This is a genomic window from Caenimonas soli (assembly GCF_013155545.1).
GTDB classification, from domain to species: domain Bacteria; phylum Pseudomonadota; class Gammaproteobacteria; order Burkholderiales; family Burkholderiaceae_C; genus Ramlibacter; species Ramlibacter soli.
The window spans coordinates 13,602-39,256 of sequence record NZ_JABJVV010000011.1 but is presented as its reverse complement, the minus strand read 5'-3'; the positions used below and the strand labels follow the sequence as shown (position 1 = coordinate 39,256).

At 64.8% G+C, this 25,655-nt stretch carries 22 protein-coding genes and 1 pseudogene; 3 read left to right on the top strand and 20 right to left on the bottom strand.

Annotated features, from left to right (window positions below; translation table 11 throughout):
* Positions 1-15 precede the first annotated feature (15 nt).
* The 7 genes from HNE04_RS17720 to HNE04_RS17690 form a co-directional block, all read right to left on the bottom strand.
* Positions 16-1,134, bottom strand: a complete 1,119-nt coding sequence (locus HNE04_RS17720) for a right-handed parallel beta-helix repeat-containing protein (protein ID WP_172221999.1) — start codon at positions 1,132-1,134, stop codon at positions 16-18.
* On the bottom strand, positions 1,131-2,360 hold the full coding sequence (locus HNE04_RS17715; protein ID WP_172221996.1) for an oligosaccharide flippase family protein: 1,230 nt from the start codon (positions 2,358-2,360) through the stop codon (positions 1,131-1,133). The genes HNE04_RS17720 and HNE04_RS17715 overlap by 4 nt, the downstream gene beginning before the upstream one ends.
* A gap of 59 nt (positions 2,361-2,419) precedes the next feature.
* The gene (locus tag HNE04_RS17710) at positions 2,420-3,325 is read right to left on the bottom strand and encodes a polysaccharide biosynthesis tyrosine autokinase (RefSeq protein ID WP_172221993.1); all 906 of its coding nucleotides are present in this window, start codon (positions 3,323-3,325) and stop codon (positions 2,420-2,422) included.
* Complete coding sequence (locus HNE04_RS17705; RefSeq protein WP_172221990.1) at positions 3,312-4,883, bottom strand: chain length determinant protein EpsF; 1,572 nt, start codon at positions 4,881-4,883, stop codon at positions 3,312-3,314. The genes HNE04_RS17710 and HNE04_RS17705 overlap by 14 nt, the downstream gene beginning before the upstream one ends.
* Positions 4,884-4,937: 54 nt before the next feature.
* The gene (locus HNE04_RS17700) at positions 4,938-6,143 is read right to left on the bottom strand and encodes a right-handed parallel beta-helix repeat-containing protein (RefSeq protein ID WP_172221987.1); all 1,206 of its coding nucleotides are present in this window, start codon (positions 6,141-6,143) and stop codon (positions 4,938-4,940) included.
* Positions 6,144-6,721: 578 nt separating this feature from the next.
* A complete protein-coding gene (locus tag HNE04_RS17695) occupies positions 6,722-8,023 on the bottom strand; it encodes an O-antigen polymerase (RefSeq protein WP_172221984.1) in 1,302 nt (433 codons plus the stop codon).
* 2 nt (positions 8,024-8,025) lie between these two features.
* Positions 8,026-9,192 carry a glycosyltransferase family 4 protein gene (locus HNE04_RS17690; RefSeq protein ID WP_172221981.1) on the bottom strand — a complete coding sequence of 389 codons (1,167 nt, stop codon included), beginning with the start codon at positions 9,190-9,192 and terminating at the stop codon, positions 8,026-8,028.
* Between the two features lie 90 nt (positions 9,193-9,282).
* On the opposite strand from HNE04_RS17690, the gene HNE04_RS17685 reads away from it, so the two are divergent.
* Complete coding sequence (locus HNE04_RS17685; protein ID WP_172221978.1) at positions 9,283-10,110, top strand: glycosyltransferase family 2 protein; 828 nt, start codon at positions 9,283-9,285, stop codon at positions 10,108-10,110.
* A gap of 26 nt (positions 10,111-10,136) precedes the next feature.
* On the top strand, positions 10,137-11,201 hold the full coding sequence (locus HNE04_RS17680; protein ID WP_172221975.1) for a glycosyltransferase family 2 protein: 1,065 nt from the start codon (positions 10,137-10,139) through the stop codon (positions 11,199-11,201).
* Here the strand turns inward: HNE04_RS17680 and HNE04_RS17675 are convergent.
* The 5 genes and pseudogenes from HNE04_RS17675 to HNE04_RS17655 all read right to left on the bottom strand — a co-directional run bounded on the left by HNE04_RS17675 (position 11,161) and on the right by HNE04_RS17655 (position 17,337).
* Entirely contained in the window at positions 11,161-12,645 is a 1,485-nt protein-coding gene (locus HNE04_RS17675; RefSeq protein ID WP_172221972.1) for an FAD-binding oxidoreductase, read from the bottom strand. The two genes, HNE04_RS17680 and HNE04_RS17675, sit on opposite strands and share 41 nt — an antisense overlap.
* A 13-nt stretch (positions 12,646-12,658) precedes the next feature.
* Positions 12,659-13,254: pseudogene (locus HNE04_RS17670) on the bottom strand (aldolase/citrate lyase family protein).
* On the bottom strand, positions 13,251-14,735 hold the full coding sequence (locus HNE04_RS17665; RefSeq protein WP_172221969.1) for an NAD-dependent succinate-semialdehyde dehydrogenase: 1,485 nt from the start codon (positions 14,733-14,735) through the stop codon (positions 13,251-13,253). The pseudogene HNE04_RS17670 and the gene HNE04_RS17665 overlap by 4 nt, the downstream one beginning before the upstream one ends.
* A 70-nt stretch (positions 14,736-14,805) precedes the next feature.
* Complete coding sequence (locus HNE04_RS17660; protein WP_172221966.1) at positions 14,806-16,329, bottom strand: UxaA family hydrolase; 1,524 nt, start codon at positions 16,327-16,329, stop codon at positions 14,806-14,808.
* Positions 16,330-16,332: 3 nt separating this feature from the next.
* Complete coding sequence (locus HNE04_RS17655; protein WP_172221963.1) at positions 16,333-17,337, bottom strand: Bug family tripartite tricarboxylate transporter substrate binding protein; 1,005 nt, start codon at positions 17,335-17,337, stop codon at positions 16,333-16,335.
* Between the two features lie 109 nt (positions 17,338-17,446).
* Between HNE04_RS17655 and HNE04_RS17650 the strand changes: the two genes are divergently transcribed.
* On the top strand, positions 17,447-18,373 hold the full coding sequence (locus HNE04_RS17650; RefSeq protein ID WP_172221960.1) for a LysR substrate-binding domain-containing protein: 927 nt from the start codon (positions 17,447-17,449) through the stop codon (positions 18,371-18,373).
* A 47-nt stretch (positions 18,374-18,420) separates the two neighbouring features.
* Here the strand turns inward: HNE04_RS17650 and HNE04_RS17645 are convergent, their stop codons facing one another.
* The 8 genes from HNE04_RS17645 to HNE04_RS17610 are packed head-to-tail and all read right to left on the bottom strand — an operon-like array spanning position 18,421 to position 25,630.
* On the bottom strand, positions 18,421-19,035 hold the full coding sequence (locus tag HNE04_RS17645; protein ID WP_172221957.1) for a glutathione S-transferase: 615 nt from the start codon (positions 19,033-19,035) through the stop codon (positions 18,421-18,423).
* A complete protein-coding gene (locus HNE04_RS17640; protein WP_172221954.1) occupies positions 19,032-20,762 on the bottom strand; it encodes an FAD-binding protein in 1,731 nt (576 codons plus the stop codon). The genes HNE04_RS17645 and HNE04_RS17640 overlap by 4 nt, the downstream gene beginning before the upstream one ends.
* Positions 20,759-21,493, bottom strand: a complete 735-nt coding sequence (locus tag HNE04_RS17635; protein ID WP_172221951.1) for an SDR family NAD(P)-dependent oxidoreductase — start codon at positions 21,491-21,493, stop codon at positions 20,759-20,761. The genes HNE04_RS17640 and HNE04_RS17635 overlap by 4 nt, the downstream gene beginning before the upstream one ends.
* Before the next feature lie 7 nt (positions 21,494-21,500).
* Positions 21,501-22,253 (bottom strand): SDR family NAD(P)-dependent oxidoreductase, encoded by a 753-nt coding sequence (locus HNE04_RS17630; RefSeq protein WP_172221948.1) that lies wholly within the window; start codon positions 22,251-22,253, stop codon positions 21,501-21,503.
* Between the two features lie 27 nt (positions 22,254-22,280).
* Positions 22,281-23,000, bottom strand: coding sequence for an ABC transporter ATP-binding protein (locus HNE04_RS17625; RefSeq protein ID WP_172221945.1), 720 nt, complete (start codon positions 22,998-23,000; stop codon positions 22,281-22,283).
* The gene (locus HNE04_RS17620; protein ID WP_172221942.1) at positions 22,993-23,757 is read right to left on the bottom strand and encodes an ABC transporter ATP-binding protein; all 765 of its coding nucleotides are present in this window, start codon (positions 23,755-23,757) and stop codon (positions 22,993-22,995) included. Before HNE04_RS17620 ends, HNE04_RS17625 begins: the two co-directional genes overlap by 8 nt.
* On the bottom strand, positions 23,754-24,731 hold the full coding sequence (locus tag HNE04_RS17615; RefSeq protein WP_172221939.1) for a branched-chain amino acid ABC transporter permease: 978 nt from the start codon (positions 24,729-24,731) through the stop codon (positions 23,754-23,756). The genes HNE04_RS17620 and HNE04_RS17615 overlap by 4 nt, the downstream gene beginning before the upstream one ends.
* Positions 24,728-25,630 (bottom strand): branched-chain amino acid ABC transporter permease, encoded by a 903-nt coding sequence (locus HNE04_RS17610; protein WP_172221936.1) that lies wholly within the window; start codon positions 25,628-25,630, stop codon positions 24,728-24,730. Before HNE04_RS17610 ends, HNE04_RS17615 begins: the two co-directional genes overlap by 4 nt.
* Positions 25,631-25,655 lie beyond the last annotated feature (25 nt).

Below are 25,655 nucleotides of genomic sequence, written 5' to 3'. Positions count from 1 at the left end.
CCACCGCCCTTGAGATCACGGACTCACATAGCCGACCGGCCCGCTCGTGTACGGGATGACCGTGGTAGAAGGACTGCTGACGTTCAAGGGTAAGGAAGCACCAGTGATGCGGTTGGCCTCCAGGCGCACACCGAGATTCCGGGGGCTGTAGACGCGAATGCCAGCCCGTCCCGACTGCCGAATGTCGTTGTAGAGCAGCCAGATGTTGTTGTTGGCTTCGTTGCCGTCGCTGAAGATCATCACTGCAGCGTGGCCCGCGGCAGGCCCGCCACAGTTCTCCAAAGTATTGCGCTCGACCTTGACGTCGTCGTTGCCCTGGGTTGGCATCCCTCCTCCCTCCTGAGCGATGTAGAGGCAGGCCAGTCCGGCCAGGTTGTTCTGCATCAGGTTGTTCTGGTAGAGCACCTGACTGCCACCCACGACGCTCATGTTGCGGCCGAAGCGGTTGTTGCGTACCACGTTGTTGCGAGCCGTGACGTTGTTGACCCGACCCGCATCGCTCCGGTAGCTCACTACTGCGATGCCGTCGTCGCCGGTGTATTCCACCAAATTGGCTTCCACAAGGATATGACTGGCCACGCCCGTGATGTGAATGCCGTCGGACAGCGTGTTCCTGACCACATTGTTGGTGATGCGCCCGCGAGTAGGCGCCTGCGCCGTCTGGATGCCGGCGGCCGGAGAGCCTTCGATCACGACCCGGTCGATGACAAAATCGGTGGCACCGAACACGGTGATCTTGGTCATTTCCCAAGGGGCTTGACGCGACGGTGCGCTCACCCCCGTCAGCTTGACATTGGAGACGGAAGGCGCCGCTCCCGACATGAAAATGGCAGAGCGTTGCCAGTTCGTCGCGTACAGCACCGAACTTGCGCCGTTACCAGTCAACTTCACCCCGTCCAGGCGAATGATGTCGCTGAAATTGCACTGCCCGGTGGGGATCACCAAGGGCAGGTTCTTCGCTTTGGCGTCCGCCAAGCCAAGCGCGATAGCAGCCGAGTTATCCGTCGCCCCGTTACACACACCGCCGTGGTCGGTCAGATTGACCCCAACCGATGAATGGCTGGTCGCAAGGAAAGATGCAAGCGCGCACGCGATCAGCCCGGGGGCGCCGCTGCGAAAATCATGCGTCATCATGAGGCCCTGACAACGCGGCGAAGATGCAGCCCTGCGGCCAGGAAGACCCACGATTCGGCCGTCAGAAAGGCCCAACCGTAGTTCGGGGAGTTGCTGGCATCGGAGAACAGCAGCAGTCCGAAGAAGATGGCCGCCGCAGCCAACAACACGAGCACATAAGCACGTTCCTGCTTGAAGAGGGTCAGGCATTGCAAGCCAAACAAGTTCCCCGCTACGCTAGCCGGGATGCCTACCGCGAGAAGACGCACCAGCACACCTGCTGGTTCCGGGGCTTTTGGGAGCCCGTAGGCGAGCGCCGCTATCAAGTCGGCATTGATGATGATCAGCAATGCGACTGTCAGGCTGATGGCCATCAGTGCGTAGAACAGCCGGCGCCCGAGGGCTACGGCGGCCGTGGGGTCGTATCCCACCAGGGTGCTCAGTCGAACGAAGCCCAACTGACTCAGCGGCAGCATGACGGCTTGTCCGGCGGTCTTGATCCGCAGGGCCATGTTGGCCGCCCCCGTCAGCACCGGGTCTGCGAGCACACCGAGTACGGCGATTCCGCCACTGGTAAGCGAGGCCCCGCTGAGATTGCCGACCACGATCGCGGCCCCGCTCCTGAAAAGCGACTTCAGGTGTGGCACCTCAAGCCGCGGCTTGCCGAGCCCTAGCGACTGGCGCATGAGCAGCCAGCCCACGATGGCATTCGCCCAAGCCACGAAGGCGTAGGTCCACATCGCCGCGCCCACGTCGTCGTGCCCGGTCACCACGCAGACCAGCAAGACGATGCCGGCCAACCGGGACGCCGCAGCCACGAACATGACCGACCGCATCAGCTCCAGCGAACGCAGGTACCAGCTCGTGTCGAGAGCAAATGCAACCATGTAGATCAGCATCGCATAAGACATCGACGCCTCCGCGGAGCTTCTGGTCGCCAGGAGCACCGGCACGGCCACTATGCAAGTCAGCAGGCACACGATCAATTTGGCCAACGTCACGTTCCACATCACCTGCTCTGGGTCCTCGCGCCTGCTCATTGCATGGACTTCGCGCACCCCGATAGAGTCGAACCCGAACTCGATGAACATGCACAGGAATGAAGTCAGCGCCGTGTAGAAGGCGACGACACCGTAATTGGCCGGCCCAAGATTTCGCGCGCAGACCACTGCAAAGATCAGGGGAAAGGCGTAGATGGCAACCTGCGCAATCGAAAGCTCCGCCATCTTGATGCCAGTACCCGCCATGTGCCGGGGGTCCCGGCTGAGCGGGACTGAAACTGAAGGGCTTGCCCCGTCTTGGTTCATCAGTGTTCGTTCATCACGACACCTGCCAGCGCTGCGGGACCTTTCTCGATGGAGGACAGAAGGCGCTGCAAGTCGGCAATCCGCGTGGCGTGCGGCCGCGCGACTGCCAGCGCCGCTCCGGCAGTGGCAGCGATCACCCGCGCCTCCGGCCCATAGCTGGCCGCCGGTGTATCCAGCACCACGTGATCGAACTTGGCGAGCCATTCCCGCAACAGTTTGGAAAAGGCTGACCGCTGCAACAGTTCCAGGGGATTGGGCGGGGTGGGTCCGGCCGCGAGCAGGAAAAGGCCGGGGAACTTGTGAGCCTGCTGGACGACTTCCTGCATCACACCGCCGCGCAGCAGCTTGCTCAGGCCCACGGAATCGTCGATCTCGAACAGCGTGTGCAGCCGGGGCGTCCTCATGTCCGCATCGACCAGCAAGGTCCTGCCGCCAAGCTGCGCGCAGGCCAATGCCAGGTTCGCCGCCACGTAGCTGCGTCCGTCTCCGATTTGCGGACTCAATACGGCGAGGGCGCGCGGCGTCGATCTGTCCAGCACCCCCGTCAGAAGCTCGCTTCGAAGTTCGCGAAAGGATTGCGCATCTTCCCCAAGGGGGTCGCAAGCGCAGACCAGTTCAGCATCGATGGCGCTGTCGTCGAAGGTGCGCACGTAGGGGTATTCGAACTGCCTGGCCAGTACCTCGAGAATGTCTTCTTCCGTCGCCAGGCCCAAAGCGATTGCCGCCTCGCCGAATCTCCCGCCATGCCGGCGCTGATGCACAAGGATCTGCTCGACCTGGGAGGGCTGCAGTCCCTTGGACTGGCAAAGGAGATAGCCAATCGGACGGTCGCGCGAGAGAGCCGGCAACTGGTCCTCGCCGTTGCCCGCATTCGGTTTCACGGGAATGGAACTAATTTCCAGCATGGATTCCTTCGTTGGGGAGGGCGGGACGGGGCTGAATCAGCAGCTGGCGCACCGACGAAGGTGCTCCGGGCGGGCGCCGCCGCCGCAGGACTGTGAGCAGGGGTTGCTTCAGTGTGGACTCCACGTCCTCTGCGTTGCGCAGCCTGCGGTCGCGCATCTCGATGATCACCATCGTGAAGAGAGCCAGCAGCAGGCCGACCACGGCCGCGGCTGAAAGTGTCGCAATGTGAGAGGCGGATGCGGTCACCGACGGAACTGTGGCCACCTTCAAGATGGATACGTTGGGCTGCGTGTCGCTCCTCTCCATTGCGGTCTTGTTCAGGCGTGCGACCACCGCGTCGAATGCCCTTTGCGCCCCGTCCACCTCGTTTTGCAAAAGCCGGGCCTGGTCACGAATGCCCTTGCGCTGCAGCACCTTCTCGCGTTGAGCCTCCAATGCACGGGTGCGCTCGGCCAGCTGACTGGCGGACACGTTGCTGCTTCCCTCGAAGCCGGTGGCCGCACGGCGCTTGGCAGCCTGAAGGCGCGCCCTCAGCCCGGCGGTGGTGGCAAGCAACTCAAGGACTTTCGGATGGCGGTCGCCCATCCGCGACGTGTTTTCGTTCAGTTGCAGTTCCTGGAGCGACAGTGTGGCTTCCAGCGAAGCAACCAGCGGGTCCTTGAGCACTTCCTCCATCCGGTCCGGGTTGGAGGCGGCCTCCCTTCGACGTCTCTGCGCCTCCTCGGCACTGGCTTGTAGCGCCACCACTTGCGCGCTGAGCAGCCCCAGCCGGGCTTCCTCCACGTCGGCCTTTTCGTCGGCGCCGGTGATGCCATTGAGGCGGTAGAACTCGGATGCTTTCTTCTGGGCTTCCTGGAGCCGTTCGCGCAGCTGGCGTGAGCGCTCGTCAAAGAAGGCGTTGTACTGCCGCGCCCGCTCGAGCCGCAGTTCGAGTCCCGTGTGGACGTACGCATCGACCAAGGCGTTCAAGAACTGTGCCGCGAACTTGGGGTCCTTCGCGGAATGAGACACATACAGCACCTTGGAGTCGCGCGAAGGGCGTATGTCGGTCTTCTTTTGCAGGCGTTCCACGAGCCAGGCTTCGTAGTCACCTCGGCCGCCGGCCTGGGAGGTCCAGCGGTCCCGCAGTGCACGGTCGTTCTGCAGGCCCATCGTTCGCAGGGCCCGCAACATGACGCGTTCGCTTCGCAGGATGTCTACCTGCGTCGCCATGCGGCTTGGCACGCTCAGGCCGGATCCCGCTAGCGTCACACCGTCGATGGGGTCAAGGTTTTCCTCCTCGATCAGCATTTCCGAAGTGGCGCGGTATTGGATCGGCATGAGCAAGGACGCGAGCCCTGCGACTATCAGCAGAGCTGCGCCCCAGACCGCGAGCGCGGTGCGCCAGCGGTACCGAAGGGCAAGAAAGAACTGTTGGACGGTCATATTGGTTTGGACCAAGCCTTGGTAATTTTGCACATTTGCTCGCTCGACAGTTTGTAGGAATTCACCAACTTCAACTGCAGGGCAAGCCGTGTGCCCGGCTAGCCAACGGGAAGCGCCATCAAGACCGGCCAAAAAAAAAGCTGCCCGAAGGCAGCTTTCGTTTTTCGCGTCAGTGCCGCGTTGGCGTCAAGGTGCGACGTAGCCGACCGACCCGCTGGTGTACGGGATGACCGTCACGCCGGAGACGGTGCCACCGACATAGGCCGTACGGGCGCCCGCGATCCGGTTCTGTTCGAGCCGGACGTTGGTCTGCGTACCGAAGTACCGGATGCCGTCCTGGCCGTTCTGGATGACGTCGTTGCTCAGCAGCGTGATGTTGTTGTTGGCTTCGGCGCCGTCACTGAAGACCATGGCCGCCGCGTGTCCCGTGTTCAAGCTGCCGCAGTTCTCGAGCGTATTGTGATGGGCTTGGACGTCCAGGACCGAGTAGGTGTTCCAGCTGTTCTCTTGCGCGATGTAGAGACATGCATATCCGGCCTGATTGCCCTGCATGAGGTTGTTCTCATAGACCACCTGGCTGCCGCCGACGACGCTCATGTTGCGCCCCCACTTGTTGTTGCGGATCACGTTGTTGCGCGCGGTGATGTTGTTGACCCGGGCGCTATCGTACTTGTAGCTCACCACGGCGATGCCGTCGTCACCGGCGTTCTCGATCAGGTTGCCTTCGACGAGGATCTGACTCGCGCCGTCCGTCATGTGGATGCTGTCGGCCAGTGTATTGCGCACCACGTTGTTCGTAATGCGCCCGCGCGCCGGCTTCTGGGCGGTCTGAATGCCCGCGGCCGGCGAGCCTTCGATAGTGACGCGGTCGATCACGAAGTCGGTGGCACCGAAGATGGTGATCTTGGTCATTTCCCAAGGCGCCTGGCGCGACGGTGCGGCCACGCCCGTCAGCTTGACGTTGGAGACCGACGGCGCCGCGCCCGACATGAAGATGGCAGAGCGTTGCCAGTTTGTCGCATACAGCACCGAACTTGCGCCGCTACCGGCCAATTTCACCCCATCCATGCGGATGATGTCGCTGAAGTTGCACTGCCCGGTCGGGATGACCAATGGCACGCCCCTCGACTTGGCCGCGGCCAAGCCGGCCGCAATAGCAGCGTTGTTGTCGGCCACGCCATTGCAGTTGCCGCCGTAGTCGGTCAGGTTGACCCCAACAGGTGCGGGTGCGGGTGCGGGTGCGGGTGCCGGTGCCGGAGCAGGTGCGGGTGCAGGTGCCGGAGCGGAAGTCCCACGCGGGTCTGTCGTTGCTTGCCATCCGCTGGTATCGACCCACAGCCACCAGCCACCAAAGGAGTTCTGCTGGTAGATCGTGTGGTTCCAATAAAGCAACAACGTAACGCTGGACGAAACGGTAGCGGTGGTGTTTCTGTAAATGACGCCCCCAACTACAGTCCACGTTACGCCGGAGGCGTCAACGAGCCTAGTAGCATCAGGAACGGTCGTTCCATGAGCACTCTCAGCAGTTGCTGACGGGGGCGCTGCGGAAGGCTTCTTCCTCGCGCTCTCAATCTGGGCAGTGAGGTCTGAGTCGACGCCCGCGACATCGGTGGAACCGCCACCGCCGCAGCCGCTCAGCAGAGCGGCGAAAATAGCTGAATAAACAATGCCGTGGGACTCTAGCGACCAAGACTTCGAACTGGACAAGAACTGCATACTGACCTTACCGATGAGTTGTAGAGCTCTACAGTAACGGACGCGCCCGTATGCAATTGCTGGAATCTGTGTCTAAAAAAGGTCACCTTTCAGTAGGAAAACGGCTGAGGCTGAGGTAATTGATCAGCTGCGGGGTGGCCAGCAGGTTTTTGCCGGTTAGAAATCGACACATACTGCCGAGCTGATCAGCCCACTGTCACATTTTGTAGTGCCAAAGTACCGGGCTGCAGAGCCGCTTTTGGCCGTTGGCCGAGTCACGAAGTCGCAGATCGGTGCGCTTTGCTGGACGGCGTCGCAGCTCCGATCGAGCCGCAGATCCAGAGCACAGCCAGGACGACGAGGGTTCCCAGCAGCCAGACGAACGCCCTTGAGGTGCCCCAATACGGATAGCGGAGGCTTTCGAACAGCGCGACCAGCACGGACGGGAACAGCATCACGGACAGCGGGTCACTTTTCAGATAGCGTGAGTACAGGATGCCCGAGCAGAACATGGAAAGGAAGAAGTACAGGGTCGCTCCTGCCACGCCGAGATCCAGAGTGACGCCGGCAAAGCTGGATGCCGTGTTGAACTCCGGGTCGCCATATCGCTGGAGAAAGACCTCGTCGACGTAGGTGTGCAGGCCAACCGTCTCCGAAAACCAGGGTCCGATGCCGAGAGGAAACGAGTGCAACCAGCGCAGGACCTGCTCGAATGTCCCGGTCGGCCAGTCCGCGGCGGTCGCCAACATGCCGGCTCCATTGTTGAGCGACGTGTAGTAGTAATTCACGAACCGGCCGAACGCGAATTCCCAGAACGCCATGCGGTCCGCGTAGAAGGACCAGCTCCGGAAGAATTCAGCCACGGAGAAGAACAGGAACACGGCTGGCAGCGCCGCATAGGGTCCCAGGCGCCAGAACAATCTGCGCACGCGCTGATGCGGCTTCGGGCTGGCATTGCCGAGCAACGCCAGGACGAGCGGAATGAGCGCCTCCGCGACTGCGAGGCGCTCGGTCCAGACGTAGGCGCGGAAGAAGGTGAACAGCAACAGGACAATGGTCAAGGCGGCCAGCATGCGATCCCGCGTTCCGCGCACGAAAAGCACGTACCCGGCCAGGGAGAAGAACACGGGCGCCAAGTTGACGAGCGAGGTGATGCCGGTCACGGTACCAATGGCTTCGCGTTCGGGCTTCTCCCCGCCCATGAGGATGCTCATGAGCAAGGCCGGGTCGAATATCAGTGACCGGTACCAGAACACATACGTCGCGAGAACGAGCACGCCCACCGAGATGGCGGCGCGCGCCAGGTGCTGAACGGGACTTTGCAGCAGGCCACGCTGCCGGACGTTCTCGCCGAGCCAGGCGCCCGCGGCCGAGACAAGGACCAACCCGACGTAGAGAGCGATGTACGGAGCCGAAAGGTAGTTGCGCGACCGGACCTCCAGGCCGCTCCCCCCTGCCCAAAAAATGACTGCTATCAGAATGGGCAAGACGAACAGCAGGTTGAGAGCCGAAGGGCGCGTCCACCACGGCAGCTCGCGCGCAAGGACCGGGCCGGTGGATGGGCTGGCGAGGTCCACGCTCACGCCGAGTTCGGCCGGTGGGGCACCAACGCCGGAAAGCGATCCCGGACCAGGTTCAAGAGGATTTGCGCCTGGACAGGCCACTTCATCTGCTCGACGCGGCGATGTCCGGCTGCGATCAGCCGGGCACGTTCCGCATCGTTCGAGACGAGATCCGCAATGGCGGACGCGAGCTGCATCGCATCCTCCGGATCGAAGTAGGCGGCGGCGTCACGTCCGCAGACCTCCGGGATTGATGCCGCGGTGGACACCAGGACGGGGCAGCCCAGGCGCATGGCTTCAAGCGGCGGTAGACCGAACCCTTCGTACCGTGACGGAAACACGAACAGGGTGGCGCTCTGCAGCAATCCGACCAGCTGCTCATCCGTTGCATAGCCGGTGTAATGAACGTTCGACGCGCAGCCCCCCTGTGTTCCGGCGCGGAAGACCGATGGCGACTGGCCACCGACGACAACGAGCTGGAGTGTGGCCAGGCGGGGATCCTTCATCGCCGCTTCCAGGGTGGCGATGTTCTTGTTGGGGTGCAAGCTTCCGATGGCCAGGATGAACTGCCTGCCCCGCAGGCCCAGGCGCTCGGCCAAGGACAGGTCAGGTTCGATTCGGGCGACATGATCAGCCGACTCACCGACGACCTCGATCTGCTCGGGCTGCACGTTCAGGGCCTTGGCCAGCCGGCCACGCGAAAATTGCGAGACGGTGATGATCTGGGCGCGGCTTGCGACCAGTGCGCGTTGGGCAAAGCGGTACCAGGCCCGGAAGAGCGGGCTGTAGCCCGCAGGCACATCGAACACTGCCGCGTCGTGAATCACGACTGCGCGGTTCCTTCCGACAAGCGGCGCGAGGTTGCACAGGCACAGCAGGGGCCTTCCAGCCGCCAGCCAGGGCAATTGCAGCTGTTCCCACGCTTGGCCGCCACCCACCCCGGAAAAGCTCTGGCGGATGTGCCTGAGGCCCGGCAACCGTTCGGCACCTGGCGGGCAGATCAATTCCAGCGCGACGTCGGGGATGTCGAGCTCGTCAAGCGCATGGACCATCTCTCGCGCATAGCGCTGGACACCCGTCGTCCTCTGGGTCAGAAACCGCCCGTTGATGACAATGCCTGCACGCACGATTGCATTAAAACGTAGCCGCGGGCCGCAAGAAGGGAGCTTTGTCCCGATCGACATAGGACATTTGTGCTGGGGCACCAACATCTCCCATCCAGCTGCCGGAGCGGATAGGATGGTCGCGAACGCACCTGAATAGGAGAGCGCACCTTGAATCCTCTTGTGTCGATCGTGACGCCCTCCTTCAACTGCGGCGCCTTCATCGAGGAGACCTTGCGCAGTGTCGAGCAGCAGGATTACCCGCGCATCGAACACATCGTGCTCGACTCCGGCTCCACTGACGAGACGCTGGCCATCTTGGCGCGCCACCCTTCGGTGCGCCTCGTGACGCCCGCGCCGCAGGGGCTGAGCGCAAAGGTCAACCACGGGTTCTCGATCGCGCGCGGCGAGATCGTTGCCTGGATCAACGCCGATGACTTCTACCTGCCCGGCGCCATCAGCAAGGCGGTGGATGCGTTGAAGCGCAATCCGGGGGTCGCCCTGGTGTACTGCAACTTCCTGCAGGTCGACGAGCACAGCGTCGAAATCGACAGGGAACTTACGAAGCAGGCGAGTTGGCAGGAGATGCTGGCGCGTGACTACATCCCCGTGGAAAGCGCGTTCATCCGGCGCGAGGCGCTGGAGCGGGTGGGGCCCCTCGACACACGGTATCCGCTGGTACAGGACTGGGATCTGTTTCTGCGGATCAGCAAGCAGTTTCCGATTCTCTACGTTGACGACCATTGGAGCGCGTTTCGCGTTCGCGAGGGGCAGCGGTCGGACCTCTACAAATACGACTTCTGGATCCAGGCGCGACAGATGACCAAGGAACACGGAGCCGACTTCTTTCCGCTGTTCCGGGATTACTGGGGGACCAAGCTCGGGCGCGCAAGCCGGATGGCGCGCAATGGCCAGTTTCGCCTGCTTAAATCCAAGCTGGCCAAGTACATCCTGAGTTTCGGCCGGCGCCAGGTCACCCGCAACAGGTCCGACTACTGATCTGGCGCAGGAAGGCGCCCGCGCATATGCTGATTCTCCAATCGGGCCAAGGCCCCCTCGTCTCCATAGTCATCTGCAACTACAACTACGCTCGATTGATTCGTTGCGCTGTCTGTTCCGCATTGGCGCAAACATACAAAAACATAGAAATTATTGTTGTCGACGATGGTTCCACTGATTCATCAAGAGCGGCCATCGATGAATTCGTCTTGACGGGCGCTGTAAAGGCCATCTATCAGAATAACGAGGGGCAGTACTCCGCATACAACGCAGGCTTTGCTGCTTCATCCGGGGACATTGTGATGTTTCTGGATGCCGACGATATTTATCTGCCAGACGCGGCTCGTATGGTTGTGGCGGCCATGAATGCGGGTACGGCAAAGGCCCACTTTCGGCTCTCTTTCATCGGGCCACAAGGAGAGGAGCGAGACGGACATACCCCCAGGGAATTGTCGTCCGGCGCCGTGGGGCACCTGCTTGCTACCAGAGGTCTGCTGTATTCCTCCGCGCCGGGATCTGGCAACGCATACGCACGGGAAGCGCTTACGGATCTCTTCCCACTTCCCGTCACTGAGGACAAGCACGGTGCGGACTTCTTTACCGTCTATGGCAGTTGTTTGAAGGGCATGGTGGTTGCCGTGGATTCAGTGTTGGGTCACTATCGTCTGCACAGATCCCGCAGCGAGGAGAAGGCGTCGCTGGTCTTTGGAAACGCAGCCAAGCTAGGCAATGAAAGGGAGAGACTGAAAGCGAGGATCTCGCTCTTCAGGTTGCATATCAAGCGACGGTTGGGCATCGACCTGCCGGAACGGTTGGTGTCATTCAGTACGCAGAAACAAGAGTTTGTCGTTGAGGCGCTTCGGGAAACCCGATATGTGAGGCGCCTGGTAATTGGCCAAGCACAGGCCGCCCCTCTTTGGTACGCGCTCAAGAACTCGCCCGACTTCTCGGTCTTGTTCAAATCTTGCCTTGTGATCTGGGCGGTGTTAGTCGTCGTTCTGCCCCGGGCGCTCGCGTTGCCACTGGCGCGATATGTCAGTAACGCCGCGTCTAGGGAAGGTCTGAAGCTTGATGGAGCCCACTTCCCGTAGAAGGCGCATGGTGCTGCGCCGGTAGCAACTTCCCGGGGTTCAGCAGATTCTTCGGGTCCAGCGCGCGTTTGACTTGCCACATCAATTCGAGCTCGACGCTCGACTTGTAGTGGACCAGGTCATCGCGCTTGGCGACGCCGATCCCGTGCTCGGCGGAGATCGAGCCGCCTTCCGCATGGGCGAGGCCATCGACGACGGTCGAAATCGCCTGGTAGTGCGCTCCGAGGAACTCCGCCGCCGACTGGTCTTTCGGCCGCAAAGGATTGAAGTGCACGTTGCCGTCGCCCATGTGGCCATAAATCACCATGCGCGTTCGGGGCTCGAGCTGCAGCACATTGGCGGTGGCGTCGCCGATGAAGGCGGCGATGCGCGAGAGCGGCACGGAGACGTCGCACTTGATGCTGCCGCCGGTGCGCGTCTGGGCATCCGATATCTCTTCGCGGATGCGCCAGAACGCCTGCGCGTCGGCCACGCTGGACGCCACGGCGGCGTCGAGCACCAGGCCTGCTTCCAGCCCGGCTTCCAGCAACTGCACCATCGTCTGCTCGAGCGCATCCTGTTGGCCACCCGAGGTCAGCTCGATCAGCACCATCCAGTCGTGCCGCTGCGCCAATGGCGACGCCATGCCGCCCAGGTAGTCCAGAACCAGCTCGAGCGCGGGACCCGAGATCAGCTCGAAGCCGCTCACGGACTGGCCGGCGGCCTGCTTGGCCTCACCCAGCAGCTTCACCGCCGCCTCCGGGCTTTCCACCGCGACGAACGCCACCGATGAAGATCGGGGCAGCGGCATCAGCTTGAGCACGGCGGCCGTGATGATGCCGAGCGTCCCCTCCGAACCGACGAAGAGCTGCTTGAGATCGAAACCGGTGTTGTCCTTGCGCAGCCCGCGCAGCGCGGACATCACGCGGCCATCGGGCAGTACTGCTTCGATGCCCAGCACCAGGTCGCGCATGTTGCCGTAACGCAGCACGGCCGTGCCGCCCGCGTTGGTTGCCAGGTTGCCCCCGATCTGGCAGGAACCTTCCGACCCGATGCGCAGCGGGAACAAGCGGCCCGCGGCCTCGGCGGCACTGCGCGCCGCGCTGAGCGTGACGCCGGCCTGCAGCGTCAGGGTGTCGTTGATCGTATCGGCAGCGAGCACCTTGTTCATGCGGCTCAGGCTGATGATCACCGCCTTGCCGGTGTCGTCCGGAACAGCCCCGCCCATGAGCGAAGTGTTGCCGCCTTGAGGCACCACCGGCACGTCATGCTGGTAGCACCAAGCCATCACGCGGCTGACTTCTTCGGTGGTCGATGGCAGCACAACGGCCACGGCCTTGCCGTGGTACAGCCGCCGGTAGTCGGTGGCGAACAGTTGGGTATCCGCAGCGGAGGTCAGGCACGCCTGCGGGCCGACGATGGCCGTGAGCGCGTCGGCGATGGTTCGGGCAGAGGCTGCGTTCATGATGGTCCTCGCGTCAGTAAGCGGCGGACGGCCCCGCTGCTTCGGCGCCGCCGCCGATGAAATCTGCCGCCAGCTTGCGCGCCGCGCCGGCGAAAAGCAAGATGTCCACGCCCGTAGCCACGAAGGTACAGCCCAGTTCCAGATAACGCCGCGCCAGTTTGGGATCCGACGTCAGCGTGCCGGCAGCCTTGCCGGAGCGAACGATGGTCTTCATCGCCTGCTCGATCGCCGCTTGCACCTCGGGATGACCGGGCCGGCCGCGGTAGCCCATCGACGCCGCCAGGTCCGCCGGGCCGACGAAGACGCCGTCCACGCCATCGACGGCGCAGATGGCTTCGAGATTGCGCAGCGCGGTCACCGTCCCGGCCTGCACCAGCAGGCAGACTTCGCCGTCCGCCGCATCGAGGTAGTCGGTGCGTGCGCTCCAGCGCGATGCGCGGCCCACGGCGCTGCCCACGCCGCGAATGCCCAGTGGCGGGTAGCGGGTAGCCAGTCGAAGCCGGCAGTAGCGCTGACCTCGGCCAGGTAGGGCTCGGCCATGGAGAGCCACAGGCCGATCTGCGGCCGCTTCTCGGCCAAGGCCGCCTTGAAGGGGTTTCCGGGTTTCATCGCAGGCCTCCCTGGCACAGGTACTTGATATGCATATAGTCTTCCAGGCCGTGGCGCGAGCCTTCGCGGCCGTAGCCCGACTCTTTGACGCCGCCGAAAGGCGCTGCCTCGGCGGCCAGCGCGCCCTCGTTGATGCCGACGATGCCGGTCTCCAGCTGATCCGCGATGCGCCAGATGCGCGCCGGGTCCTGCGTGTAGAAATAGGCCGCCAGTCCGAATGGCGTGTCGTTGGCGAGCGCCACGACCTCGTCCTCGGCGGTGAAGCGAAACACCGGCACAACGGGGCCGAAGGTTTCTTCCTGGGCCAGCGCCATGGTCGGCCCGGCTTGCACCAACACCGTGGGCGCGTAGTAGTGGCCGGCGCCTGCGACCTGCGGCGAGGCCAGCTTGCGCCCGCCGACCACCACCTTGGCGCCCTGCTCCACCGCGTCGCGCACATGACGATCGATCTTGTCGACGGCGCGTTCGTTGATCATCGGACCGATCTGCGAGCGCTCATCGCTGGCGGGGCCCACATGCAGGGCGCCGACGCGGGCCGCCAGCTTGTCGACGAAGCGGTCGTGCACCGCCGCGTGCACGAACACGCGATTCGGGCACACGCAGGTCTGACCGCCGTTACGGAACTTGGAAACCATCAGGCCCTCGACGGCCGCATCCAGGTTGGCATCTTCGAAGACGATGAAGGGCGCGTTGCCGCCCAGTTCCAGCGAGAGCTTTTTCAGCGTGCCGGCCGATTGGCGGGCCAGGTGCTTGCCCACCGGCGTCGAGCCGGTGAAGGTGATCTTGCGAACGCGCGAGTCGGCCAGCCAGACATCGACCACTTCGGGGGTCTGCTGGCGCGAGGCGCACACCAGGTTGACCGTACCCGCGGGAAAGCCCGCTTCCTCGGCCAAGCGCACCAGCGCCGCCGCCGTCAGCGGCGTGTCTTCGGCGGGCTTGGCCACCACGGTGCAGCCGGCAGCCAGGGCCGGAGCGATCTTGCGGGCGATCATCGCCAGCGGGAAGTTCCAGGGCGTGATGGCGGCCACCACACCCACCGGCTCCTTCACGGCCATCAGCTTCTTGCCGCGCACCGGCTCGGGAATGATGTCACCGTGGGTGCGGGTCGCTTCCTCGGCGAACCATTCCACATAGGAGGCGCCGTACAGCACCTCGCCGCGCGCTTCGGCCAGGGGCTTGCCCTGCTCCGCCGAAATGATGCGGGCGAGGTCGTCCTGGTTTTGCACGATCAGCGCGTGCCAGCGCTTGAGCAGCTGGGCCCGCTCGCGCCCGCTGCACTCGCGCCAGGCGGGAAAGGCGGCCTGCGCCGCATCGACCGCAGCCTGCGCATCGGCAGCCGTGCTGTCGGCCACGCGCGCGATGACGTCCAGCGTCGCGGGATCGACCACGTCGAGCAGCTCTTCGCCCGAGGCAGCCTGCCAGCGGCCGGCAATGAAGTTTTGGGTGCGCAGCAGCTCGCTGCGAGACAGGGTGTCCAGCATGGGAATCTCCGAATAAGGAATGGCGCGCCGAGGTGGATTGCGGATCGAGTCCGCAATGACAAGGCAGATGTCAGCTCACGATGCCCAGATGCCAGGGCACGAATTCATGGTCGCCCAGGCCCAGCGCTTCACTCTTGGTCGGCTCGCCCGAGGCGTGGCGCAGGATGGCTTCAAAAATGCGCTGGCCCATCTGCTCCACGTCCACCTCGCCATCGAGGATGGCGCCGCAATTGACGTCCATGTCTTCCTCGAGCTTGCGGTACATCGGCGTGTTGCTGGCCAGCTTGATCGTGGGCGCCGGCTTGGAGCCGAACATCGAGCCGCGGCCGGTGGTGAAGCAGATCAGGTTGGCGCCGCTGGCGATCTGACCGGTGCAGGCGACCGGGTCGTAGCCCGGCGAGTCCATGAACACGAAGCCAGGCTGGTCGATCGGCTCGGCGTACTCGTACACGGCTTGCAGCGGCGTGGTGCCGCCCTTCATGGCCGAGCCCAGCGACTTCTCGAAGATGTTGGCCAGGCCGCCGGCCTGGTTGCCCGGGCCGACCACGCCGTTGAACTGGCCGTTGTGGCCGCGCGTGTAGTTCTCCCACCAGGCCAGACGGTCCAGCAGCTTCTGGCCCACCGCCGGCGTCACCGCGCGGCGCGTCAGCATGTATTCGACGCCGTGGATCTCCGGCGTCTCCGACAGGATGGCCGTGCCACCGTGCCGAACCAGGATGTCCATGGCCGCGCCGAGCGCGGGGTTGGCGGTGATGCCCGAGAAACCGTCCGAGCCGCCGCACTCCAGGCCGATCTTGATGTGGCTGGCCGGCACCGGCTGGCGCTGGTAAGCGTTCGCCAGCGGCAGCATCTCTTCGACCGCGCGGATGCCCGCTTCGATCGTGACGCGCGTGCCGCCCACTTCCTGCATCACCATCGTCCGCATCAGCCGCCCGGCCTCCAAGCCTTGCGACTCGACCAGCGACGACACCTGATTGCGTTCGCAGCCCAGGCCCACGATCAGCACGCCCGCCAGGTTGGGGTGGCGTGCATAGCCGGCCAGTGTGCGGCGCAGCACGTCGAAGTGCTCGCTGGGCGAGGACATGCCGCAGCCACTGGTCTGCGCAAACGCAGCGACGCCATCCACATTGGGATACGCCGCCAGCCGCTCGGGCGTGAAGTAGGCGGCGATGTTCTTGATGACCGTGGCCGAGCAATTGACCGACGACAGGAGGCCGATGAAGTTGCGGGTGCCCACGCGGCCGTCCTCGCGGACATAGCCCATGAAGGTGGCGCGCTCGGCGTCGGGCACATAGGCCACCGGCCTCACGTCCTGGCCGAACCCCGGATCGCGGTCGAACTCGACCATCGACAGGTTGTGCGTGTGCACGTAGTCGCCGGCCTCGATATCGCGCGCGGCCACGCCGATCACCGCGTTGTACTTGCGGACCTGCTCGCCGGCGGCGATGCGGCAGGAGGCGATCTTGTGCCCCGCCGGCACCTGCGCGCGCACCCGCACCCCGAACTCGGGCAGGTCCTGGCCCAGGGCCAGGGGTGCCTTCGCCACCAGGACGTTGTCATGGGGGTGAAGCCGGATCAGCGGGCTCGCGTTCATCGATCAGCCCTTCGCCAGCAGTTCTTTCAGCTTCAGGCGCTCGATGAGCTGCGTTTCCTTCTCGTACGTGGCCAGCACGTATTTGTAGTAGTCGGGCCCGTCCAGGTACATCAGCGGCGCATCGATCTTGCCGGCCACCGCCTTGAACTCGTCGCTGTTCACAGCGAAGCGGAAGGCGTCGCGCAGGCGCTTCTCAGCCGCCGGGTCCAGGCCCGTGGGGGCGCCGATGCCGTTGGGCGCATCGACCACCACCTTGTAGCCCAGCTCCTTGAGCGTGGGGGTGTCCTTGAAACGCGGCGTGCGTTGCTCGCCCCAGGTGGCCAGCAGGCGCAGCTTGCCGCCTTCGACGTGCGGCGCCCAGGAGCTGGAGTCAGCCAGCATGTCGACCTGGCCACCCAGCGTGTCCGACAGGGCCTGGGCCCCGCCCTTGTAGGCGATGGCGTTGAGCTGGATGCCCGCGGCCAGCGCGAACTCTTCCATGCCCACGTGCGTGGCACCGCCGACACCGGCGTGCGCATAGGTCACGCGGCCGGGGTTGGCCTTGGCGTAGGCGACCATTTCCTTCAGCGACTTGAACTTCGATTCCGGCAGCACGGCGATGCCGAAGGTCTGGCCGGAGGTGCGGGCCAGGTACGTGAAGTCCTTGCGCGGGTCAGCCTGCAGCGTGCCCAGCTGCGAAAAGCGCGTCACCGAAATCGGGATCTGGCCGATGGTGTAGCCGTCGGGCTTGGCGCTGGCAATGGCCTTGGCGCCGATCATGCCGGCGGCGCCGGCCTTGTTGTCCACGGCGATCGGCTGCTTGAGCACGCGCGCCGCCACGGAGCAGATGGCCCGCATGGATTGGTCAGCGGTGCCGCCGGCCGGCCAGGGGCAGATGAACGTGATGGGACGCGCCGGGTATTCCTCGGCGGCGGTGGCCCAGGCCGGCAGCAGCAGGCCGGCGGTACCGGCAGCCCCTCCGGTCAGGATGGAGCGGCGGCTGACGGGGGTCTTGGGGGTGAATTGCATTGTCTTCCTCACAGGTGGATCGGCGGTTCGCCCTATTGTTCGACAACGGGACATAACAATCCAATCAGATATCAGCATGTCTTCATAAGCTGAAGGTTAAGATAAAGACATGGCCCAGATCGACCGCGTCCTGCGTTCCAACATCAAGCTGCGCCATTTGCAGCTGGTCGTGGCGCTCGACCAGTTCCGCCACCTGGGCCGTACGGCCGAGTTCATGTCGGTCAGCCAGCCCGCCGTCTCGAAAATGCTGACCGAGGTCGAAAGCATGCTCGACCTGACGCTGTTCGAGCGTTCGACCCGGGGAACCGAGCCGACTGCAAGCGGTGTCCTACTGATCGAGTTCGCCCGCTCAGTGCTGGCTGAATACGATCGCACGCGCGACGAGATCACCGCTGTCGCTAGCGGCGCGGCGGGCCGCACCCGCGTCGGCTCGATGGTGGTGACCATGCCCGTGCTACTGGCTCGCGCCGTCGAATTGCTGAAGCAGCGTTCGGCCCAGGCCAGCGTGCTGGTGGAGGAAGGCGACCTGACCCACCTGCTGCCCAAACTGCGCCTGGGAGAACTCGATGTTTTCGTCGGTCGCCTCGAGCCGGGCTACGCCTCGCCCGACCTGGTGACGGAAGCCCTGTACGAGGAGCCCATGGTCGTCGTCGTCGGGCCCCAACATGCGCCCAAGGCCAAGACCACCTGGGCCGACCTGGCCGCCATGCCCTGTGTGCTGCCGCCGCCCTGGGCATCACTGCGGGTCAAGATCGAGCAGCAATTCTTCAAGCATGGCCTGGAGCCGCCGAAGGACATCGTGGAGACCTCCTCCTTCCTGGCGCTCACCACTTTCCTGCGCCAGCGTGGCGCGGCGGGCTTTATGGCCCGCTCCGTAGCCCGCCACTTTCAGGCCGAGGGTGTCGTCAAGATCGTGAACCTGAAGGTGCCATTCGAGCTGCCGCCTGTGGGCCTGATCACCCTGAGGGGACGCAGGCTGACTACGACCACGCAGCAGTTGGTGGAGTGCATCAGGAAGGCGGCAAAGGAGTTGTGACAGCCCGGCTTACCGAGGACCGTGGGTCACCTTCGTATCGGCGACTGCTACGTGGGATCAAGAGACCACGCGGCGCGCATGCTTGGCCTTTGGCTAAAGCCGGCATACCACTGCGCCACCTGCGGGTGCCGCTCGCGCCAGCCGAAATCGCCAAAGCGCAGGTCCAGGTACCAGAGTGCGCAGCCCACGGCGATGGCGCCTATGTCCACGCGCCCAGCCAGCAATGCTGGCCTCGCATCCAGGTGCGCCAGCGCGGTCTCGGCTTTGTCGAGTTGTGCCGCGCGCCAATCGGGCCAGCGCAGCGCTTCCGGTCGGGCCACGTCCTCGTAACGCGCGAGCAGGGCCGCATCCAGAATGCCGTCACCCAGGGACTGCAGCGTCAGCGCCTGCCACCGTGCGCTGCCTGACGCGGGGAACAGGGCACCCCCCGCCAGCTCGTTGAGGTATTCGCAGATGACCCGGCTGTCGTACAGCACCTGGCCGTCGTCGCTGAAGAAGGTGGGCACCTTCCCCAGCGGGTTATCGGCAATGATCTCGCGATCGCGGTTGACCGGGTGGGCATTGGACGGCAGCAGTTGCAGGCGCTCGTTCAGCCCCAGTTCGTGCGCAGAGACCAGGCACTTGCGCACGTACGGCGAAAAAGGTGAGAAGAGGATTTTCATACGGTCTCCAGAGCCATCGGCTGTTGCGCTGCCTGTCGGGCAAGGTGCCGGCCCGCGACCCACCCGAAGGTGAGCGCCGGGCCCAGGGTGATGCCGGGAGCCGGATACTGCCCGCCCATCACGGAATGCATGTCGTTGCCGGCCGCATACAGGCCGGGAATCGGTTGGCCGTTCGCGTCCAGCGCCTGCGCGTCCTCGTTGCAGCGGATGCCGCAGGCGGTTCCGATGTCGCCGGCGTAGACCTTGACCGCGTAGAACGGGCCCTTGCGCAGCGGCCCCAGGCAGGCATTCGGCTCGTGCTCGGGGTCACCGAGGTAGCGGTTGTATGCCGTGCTGCCCTTGCCGAACTCCGCGTCCTGGCCCGCATCGGCAGCCCGGTTGAAACGCTCCGCGGATTCCTTCAAGCCGGCCACGTCAATACCCAGCTTCACCGCGAGCTCCTCCAGCGTGTCGGCGCGGTACAGGTAGCCGGCGCTAACGAGGTGCTCGCGAGGGCGGCCGCCGGGCAGCGCGAGGCCCATCCCCCAATGCTCCATGAAGTCGCTGTCGCAAACGAGGAACGCGGGCAGCGTGGGCACCGTCTGGTGCGAGCGGTACATGGCCAGCACGAACTCGTGGTAGGAGGTGGACTCGTTGACGAAACGGCGCCCCGCCGCGTTCACAGCCATCAGGCCTGGCTTGGCGCGGTCCCACACCAGATGCGGGTAGCGCACGTGCGTGCCGTCCGGGCGCTGCAAGATCGACACCGGGGCCCAGAAGGCCGGGGCGAAGTGGCCGCTGCCGAGCGTGGCCCCCGCGGCGCGGGCGATTTCGATGCCCTCCCCCACATTGTCCTGCGGTGACATGGACCAGGGGCCGGTGGGCTGCGGGTACAGCTGCGAGCGGAGCGTCGGGCTCCACGGGAAGCCGCCGGTGGCCACGACCACGCCGCGCCGCGCCCGCACCCGCAGCGGCCGGCCGTCGCGCACGATCGTCGCGCCGGTCACACGGCCATCCTCGACCTCGAGTGTCCTGAGCGGCGCGTTGAGCCAGTATTCGATGCGTCGGTCCAGCACGCACTTGAAGAGCCGCGCCGCCAGCGCATTGCCGAGCACCAGCCGGGTGCCGCGGTGGTAGCCGCGAAGCCGATCGCCGAAGTATCGCAGGACCAGTTTCACTCCCTCCTTCCAGGAGGTGAAGGAGCGAGTAACCGCCAGCAGGTGCTTGACATCGGTCATGGTGATCATCATCCCGCCCAGCACCATGAACTCGGGGAGAGGGTCGCGCAGCTCGCGGAAGTGCGGCCCGAGCAAGCGGCCGTCGAACATGACCGGGTCCAGTGACCGGCCGCCCATTGCCGCCCCCTCGCGATCCGGGTAGTAGTCGGGTGAATAGCTGCGGGCGGCGAGCTTGACCTCGGTGTTCTTCTCCAGGAAGGCCACGGCCGCCGCGCAAGACTTCAGGAAGGCGCGCTGCATGCTCTCGGGCGCCGCATCACCCACGGTGTTGCGCATGTAGGTCCAGACCTTGTCGAAGCTGTCCGGATGCCCGACCTTGTCGGTCTGCGCGTTCAACGGCGCCCAGACCGCTCCGCCGGAGATCGCGGTCGAGCCGCCGATGCGGTCGGTCTTCTCGGCCAGCAGCACCGAGCAGCCGCCGATCTGTGCGGTGATGGCAGCGGCCATGCCGCCCGCGCCGGCACCAACGACCAGCACGTCTACTTCCTTTTCCCAGCCGCCAGCAGTCATGCGCCCGACCCTCCGAGCGATTTGCCGCCGTCGACGAACAGCACCTGGCCCGTGATGAATCCGGTCTGTGCCGAAACCAGGAATGACACGGCCTGCGCAATGTCTTCCGGCCGGCCGGCCTGGCCGGTAGGCTGCAGGGCCAGCTGTGCCCCCAACCGCTCCGGCGTGAGCGCCCGCAGGATAGGGGTATCGATCAAGCCGGGGGCGATGGCGTTAACGAGAATGCCACGCGGCGCCAGTTCCATCGCGCTGGCGCGTGTATAGCCCACGATGGCCGCCTTCGAGGCGACGTAGTGGGGGTGGTTCCTGGCTCCGAGGTAGGCGCGAGAGGCGATGTTCACGATCCGGCCGCCGTCCGGCATGCGCCGCGCCACCTCCTGCGTCAGCGTCGCGGCCGCGATCAGGTTGATCTCGTAGGCGCGGCGGAAGTCGTCGCTGGTGACCTCCAGGAACTTGCGCTCGTCGAACACCCCGGCGTTGTTCACCAGCGCGGTGACCGGCGGCAGCGCCTGCACCATGCTGCGGACGGCTGCTTCGTCGGTGAGGTCCACCACGCGTACCTGCACATCCAATCCCAGGTCTTGCAGGCGCTGAGCCTCGCGCGCGGCCAAGTCGTGGACCCGGTCCACCATCACGACCGAGAAGCCGTCGCGAGCCAGCCGCTCGACGGTTGCCAGCCCCATGCCACTGGCACCGCCAGTGACCAGCGCAATCGGTTTGCTTGTATTCATTGTTGCCTCATGCCGAAAGGAAGCCGCCGTCCACCGGAAGCACCACGCCGTTCACATAGCTGGCCATCGACGAGGCCAGGAAGACCACGGGGCCGACGATCTCGTCCACCTCGCCGCCGCGCGCCATCGGCACGCGTTTCATGTACCAGTCGGTGCCGCCCGGCACCTGCAGTTGCGGAGCCACCATTTCCGTCAGCATCAGACCCGGCGCCACCGCGTTGGCGCGCACGCCGAACGGAGCCAGGTCGCGCGCCAGCGCCTGCGTGAAGGACCGCACGGCTCCCTTGGAAGCGATATAGCCGGCCGAGGAGATGCCGCTGACGAACGCCACGATGGACGACAGATTGATGATGCAGCCGCGGGACTGCTTGAGCGCGGGCACGAACGCGTGCGTGACGTTGAACAAACCTTGCAGGTTCACGTTGATCAGGCGGTCCCATACCTCGGCTGCGTGCGGGTCGTCGATGCGGGCCTTGCCCGAGATGCCGGCGTTGTTGACCAGGATGTCGATGGCCCCGAGCCGCTGCGTGAGCGACTCTGCCAAGCGCTGCGTGGCGCCGCGGTCCGTCACGTCCAGCACCTCGGCCCAGGCTTCGCCGCCGTCGCTCCGGATCGCATCGGCTACCGCCTGCGCCTTGTCCGCCTGCACGTCGGCCACGATGACGCGGGCTCCCTCGCGCACGAAGCCGCGCGCCATGGCCGCTCCGAGGCCGCCGCCGCCTCCGGTGATGAGGGCGAGCTTGTCTTTCAGCAAGGTCACGAAATGATCTCCATGGTCGGGCGCCGTTCAGACGCCGAGGTAGGCCCGGCGCACCGCCGGGTCGTTTTTCAGCTGGGCGGAGGGCCCCTGCAGGCTCATCTCTCCGTTTTCGAGGATATAGGCGTAGCTGGCGACGCGCAGCGCAAGCCGCACGTCCTGCTCCACCAGCAGGATGGTGAGGCCCTGCTCGCGATTGAGGCGCTGGATGGCTTCGAAGATCTGCTCCACCAACAACGGCGACAGGCCCATCGAAGGCTCGTCGAAGAGGATCATGCGCGGCCGCGCCATCAGCGCACGGCCGATGGCCAGCATCTGCTGCTCGCCGCCGGAGAGCGTGGAGGCGCGCTGCTCGCTGCGCTCTTTCAGGCGCGGGAACATCGCGTAGACGCGCTCGAAGTCTTCGGCGATGTCCTTGCGGCCCCGGCGCAGAAAGGCCCCGAGCTCGAGGTTCTCGCGCACGCTCATGTCCTTGAACACCTCGCGGCCTTCCGGCACCTGGACCAGCCCGCGCCGCACGATCTCCTCGGAGGGGACCTTGCGGATCGGCTCACCGTCGAAATGGATTTCGCCATGCGACGGCTGGATCAAGTGGGAGATGGCATTCAGGGTCGTACTCTTGCCGGCGCCGTTGCTCCCCAGCAGGGCGACGATCGCCCCGCGTGGCACCTGCAGCGACACGTTCTGCAGCGCCTGGATGGCGCCGTAGGAGGCGCTGACGCCGCGCAGTTCCAGCATCACGTCACTCATTGGCTGCTCCCTTGCCGAGGTAGGCTTCGATCACCCGCGCATCCTGGCCAACCTCGGCCGGGGTTCCTTCGGCGATCTTCTCGCCGAAGCACATGACGGTGATGCGGTCCGAGATCGACATCACCAGTTGCATCACGTGTTCGACCAGCAGCACGGTAATGCCCTCACGGGTTGCCAGCTCCGTCAGCAGCCGGTCCAGGCTCTCGATGTCCCGGTTGCGCAGCCCGGCCGCCGGTTCGTCGAGCAGCAGCAGCCGCGGCTTGAGCGCCAGCGCCCGCGCGAGTTCGAGCAGCTTCTGGTGACCGAAATCCAGCTCACGGGCCGTCGTGTTGCGGTCATGGGTGAGCCCCACCCGCTCGATCAGGCTGTCCACCAGGTCCCGCGTCTCGCCGTCCGGACGCCGCAGCAGGCGCCCGACGGTACTGGCACTGTGCCGGTAGCAGCCGAGCAACACGTTCTCATAGACGCTCAGCTCGCCGAACAGCTCCAGGTTCTGGAACGTGCGCGCCACACCGAAGCCGCTCATGCGGTGGGGCTGCGCCCGGCTCACGTCGTGCCCGTCCACCAGGATGCGGCCGGCGTTCGGCTGGTAATAACGCGAGATGCAGTTGAAGGTGGTCGACTTGCCGGCGCCGTTCGGCCCGATCAAGGCATGCACGGTTCCTTTCTGCACCTGGAACGACAGGTTGTTGACGGCGGTCAACCCGCCGAACCGCACCGTGATGCCCTGGACGTCGAGGAAGGGGACGGTGCTCATGCGCGGATCTCCTGGGCATCACCCCCGCTAGTGACCGCGGCCGGCGCCCGCGCGACGCGGCTCTTGCGGTCGGCGAACAGGCCGCGGGGCTTGAACATCATGAATCCCATGAGAATGGCGCCGTAAATTATTTCCTGGATCGAGAGGGCTTGTCGCAGCAGTTCCGAGATGATCCCGAAGGTGATCGCCCCCGCCACCGCGCCCCGCACCGAGCCGATGCCGCCCACCACCACCATGGTCAGCACCAGGATCGTGGTCTGAAAGCCCAGGCTCTCGGGGTGGATGAAGGAGATGAACAGCGTGTACATGCCGCCGGCGATGCCGGCGAAGGCAGCCGAGATGGCGAACGCAGACTGTTTCATTGCACGGGCATTGATGCCCATGGCCATCGCCGCAACGTCGCTCTCGCGAACTGCACGCAGCGCGGAACCGAACTGCGAGCGCGAGATCATGACCGTGATCCACAGCATCACCGCCGTCAGGCCGACCACGAACGGGTACGCCTGAAGGTCATTGGTGAGCGTGAGGCCGAACAGCTCGGCCGGCTGCATGCGCATGCCGTTGGACCCGCCGGTCACCGGTTCCCAGTTCAGGAAAACCCACTGCATCGCCTCGCCGAAGGCGAACGTCGCCAGGGCCAGGTAGATGTCGCGCATGCGCAGCGCCAGGAAGCCGATCACGTAACCCAGCACCGCCGAGAGCAGGCCCCCGGCCAGGATGGACACCACGAACGGCGGGTGCCAGGTGGTGTTGATGAGGGCCGCGGTGTAGATGCCGATGCCATAGAACGCGGTGTGCGAGAGCGCGAACTGCCCTGCCTCGCCGATCACCACGTGCATGCCCAGCGCAAGCACCACGAACACCATCAGCAGGTTGACCACGTACAGCACATAGCCGGTGACCGTGAACGGCAGCACGCAAAGGATTGCCAGCGCGACCAGCAGCGCCACGTGGTCGGGGGTGAACTTTTTCATACCTTCTTCACCTGCGTCTTGCCGCCGAGCAGGCCCTGCGGCCGCACGATCAGGGTTACCAGAATGGCCAGGAACGGTGCGACGACGATCGCGTTGGTGGAGATGAACAGCCCCACCAGGTTTTCGACGACTCCGATCACCAGGCCGCCCAGCACTGCGCCAGGCAAGCTCGTGAAACCGCCTACGATGGCCGCCGCATATGCCAGGATGGCGATGTGCGCGATGTCCGGCGTGATCAGCACCTTCGGTGTGATCAGCAGTGCCACCAGCGCGCCGATCAGGCCAGCCATGGCCCAGACCAGCATGCGGATGCGCGACAGCCGGATGCCGACGATCTGGGCCGCACGCGGGTTCATGCCGACGGCGCGCATCGCCTTGCCAATGCGGGTGTGGGTGAACATGAGGTAGATCAGCACCATGACCACGACGGCCACCACGAAGATGGCGACGTCCAGCCGGGTCAGCGCCGCATCGCCTATCAACACTGGGTCGCTTGAGACCAGTGCAGGCAACGAGCGCGGCGTGTCGCCCAGCCCGGTCTGCCGCACCAGCCCCTTGAGGACGTAGGCGAGGCCGAGGGTGGCGATCACCAGCTGCACGCCGACGCCGCGCGATCCGGTGACGCGCTCCATCACCAGCCGCTGGAACAGCGCCCCGCCGATCGCCATCGCCGCCAGCGTCAGCGGGATGACGATCGCATAGGGCAGCTTGCCCATCAGCAGCAAACTCAAGGCGATGTAGCCGGCGATCATGAACATCTCGCCCTGGGCGAAGTTGGGCACGTCGGTGGTCTTGAACACTGCCACGATGGCCAGCGCAAGCAAGGCATACACACTGCCCGTCACCAGGCCGGACAGCAAGCCCTGCTGCAGGAACAACCAAGCGTCACTAAAGGTCATGATCATGAGCGGGCGTCGAACCGTA

Coding starts and splice junctions, on each gene's coding strand:
- HNE04_RS17720 (WP_172221999.1), bottom strand. CDS start 1,134: ATGATGACGCATGATTTTCGCAGCGGCGCCCCCGGGCTGATCGCGTGC.
- HNE04_RS17715 (WP_172221996.1), bottom strand. CDS start 2,360: ATGGCGGGTACTGGCATCAAGATGGCGGAGCTTTCGATTGCGCAGGTT.
- HNE04_RS17710 (WP_172221993.1), bottom strand. CDS start 3,325: ATGCTGGAAATTAGTTCCATTCCCGTGAAACCGAATGCGGGCAACGGC.
- HNE04_RS17690 (WP_172221981.1), bottom strand. CDS start 9,192: ATGTCGATCGGGACAAAGCTCCCTTCTTGCGGCCCGCGGCTACGTTTT.
- HNE04_RS17680 (WP_172221975.1), top strand. CDS start 10,137: ATGCTGATTCTCCAATCGGGCCAAGGCCCCCTCGTCTCCATAGTCATC.
- HNE04_RS17675 (WP_172221972.1), bottom strand. CDS start 12,645: ATGAACGCAGCCTCTGCCCGAACCATCGCCGACGCGCTCACGGCCATC.
- HNE04_RS17665 (WP_172221969.1), bottom strand. CDS start 14,735: ATGCTGGACACCCTGTCTCGCAGCGAGCTGCTGCGCACCCAAAACTTC.
- HNE04_RS17660 (WP_172221966.1), bottom strand. CDS start 16,329: ATGAACGCGAGCCCGCTGATCCGGCTTCACCCCCATGACAACGTCCTG.
- HNE04_RS17655 (WP_172221963.1), bottom strand. CDS start 17,337: ATGCAATTCACCCCCAAGACCCCCGTCAGCCGCCGCTCCATCCTGACC.
- HNE04_RS17650 (WP_172221960.1), top strand. CDS start 17,447: ATGGCCCAGATCGACCGCGTCCTGCGTTCCAACATCAAGCTGCGCCAT.
- HNE04_RS17645 (WP_172221957.1), bottom strand. CDS start 19,035: ATGAAAATCCTCTTCTCACCTTTTTCGCCGTACGTGCGCAAGTGCCTG.
- HNE04_RS17640 (WP_172221954.1), bottom strand. CDS start 20,762: ATGACTGCTGGCGGCTGGGAAAAGGAAGTAGACGTGCTGGTCGTTGGT.
- HNE04_RS17635 (WP_172221951.1), bottom strand. CDS start 21,493: ATGAATACAAGCAAACCGATTGCGCTGGTCACTGGCGGTGCCAGTGGC.
- HNE04_RS17625 (WP_172221945.1), bottom strand. CDS start 23,000: ATGAGTGACGTGATGCTGGAACTGCGCGGCGTCAGCGCCTCCTACGGC.
- HNE04_RS17620 (WP_172221942.1), bottom strand. CDS start 23,757: ATGAGCACCGTCCCCTTCCTCGACGTCCAGGGCATCACGGTGCGGTTC.
- HNE04_RS17615 (WP_172221939.1), bottom strand. CDS start 24,731: ATGAAAAAGTTCACCCCCGACCACGTGGCGCTGCTGGTCGCGCTGGCA.
- HNE04_RS17610 (WP_172221936.1), bottom strand. CDS start 25,630: ATGACCTTTAGTGACGCTTGGTTGTTCCTGCAGCAGGGCTTGCTGTCC.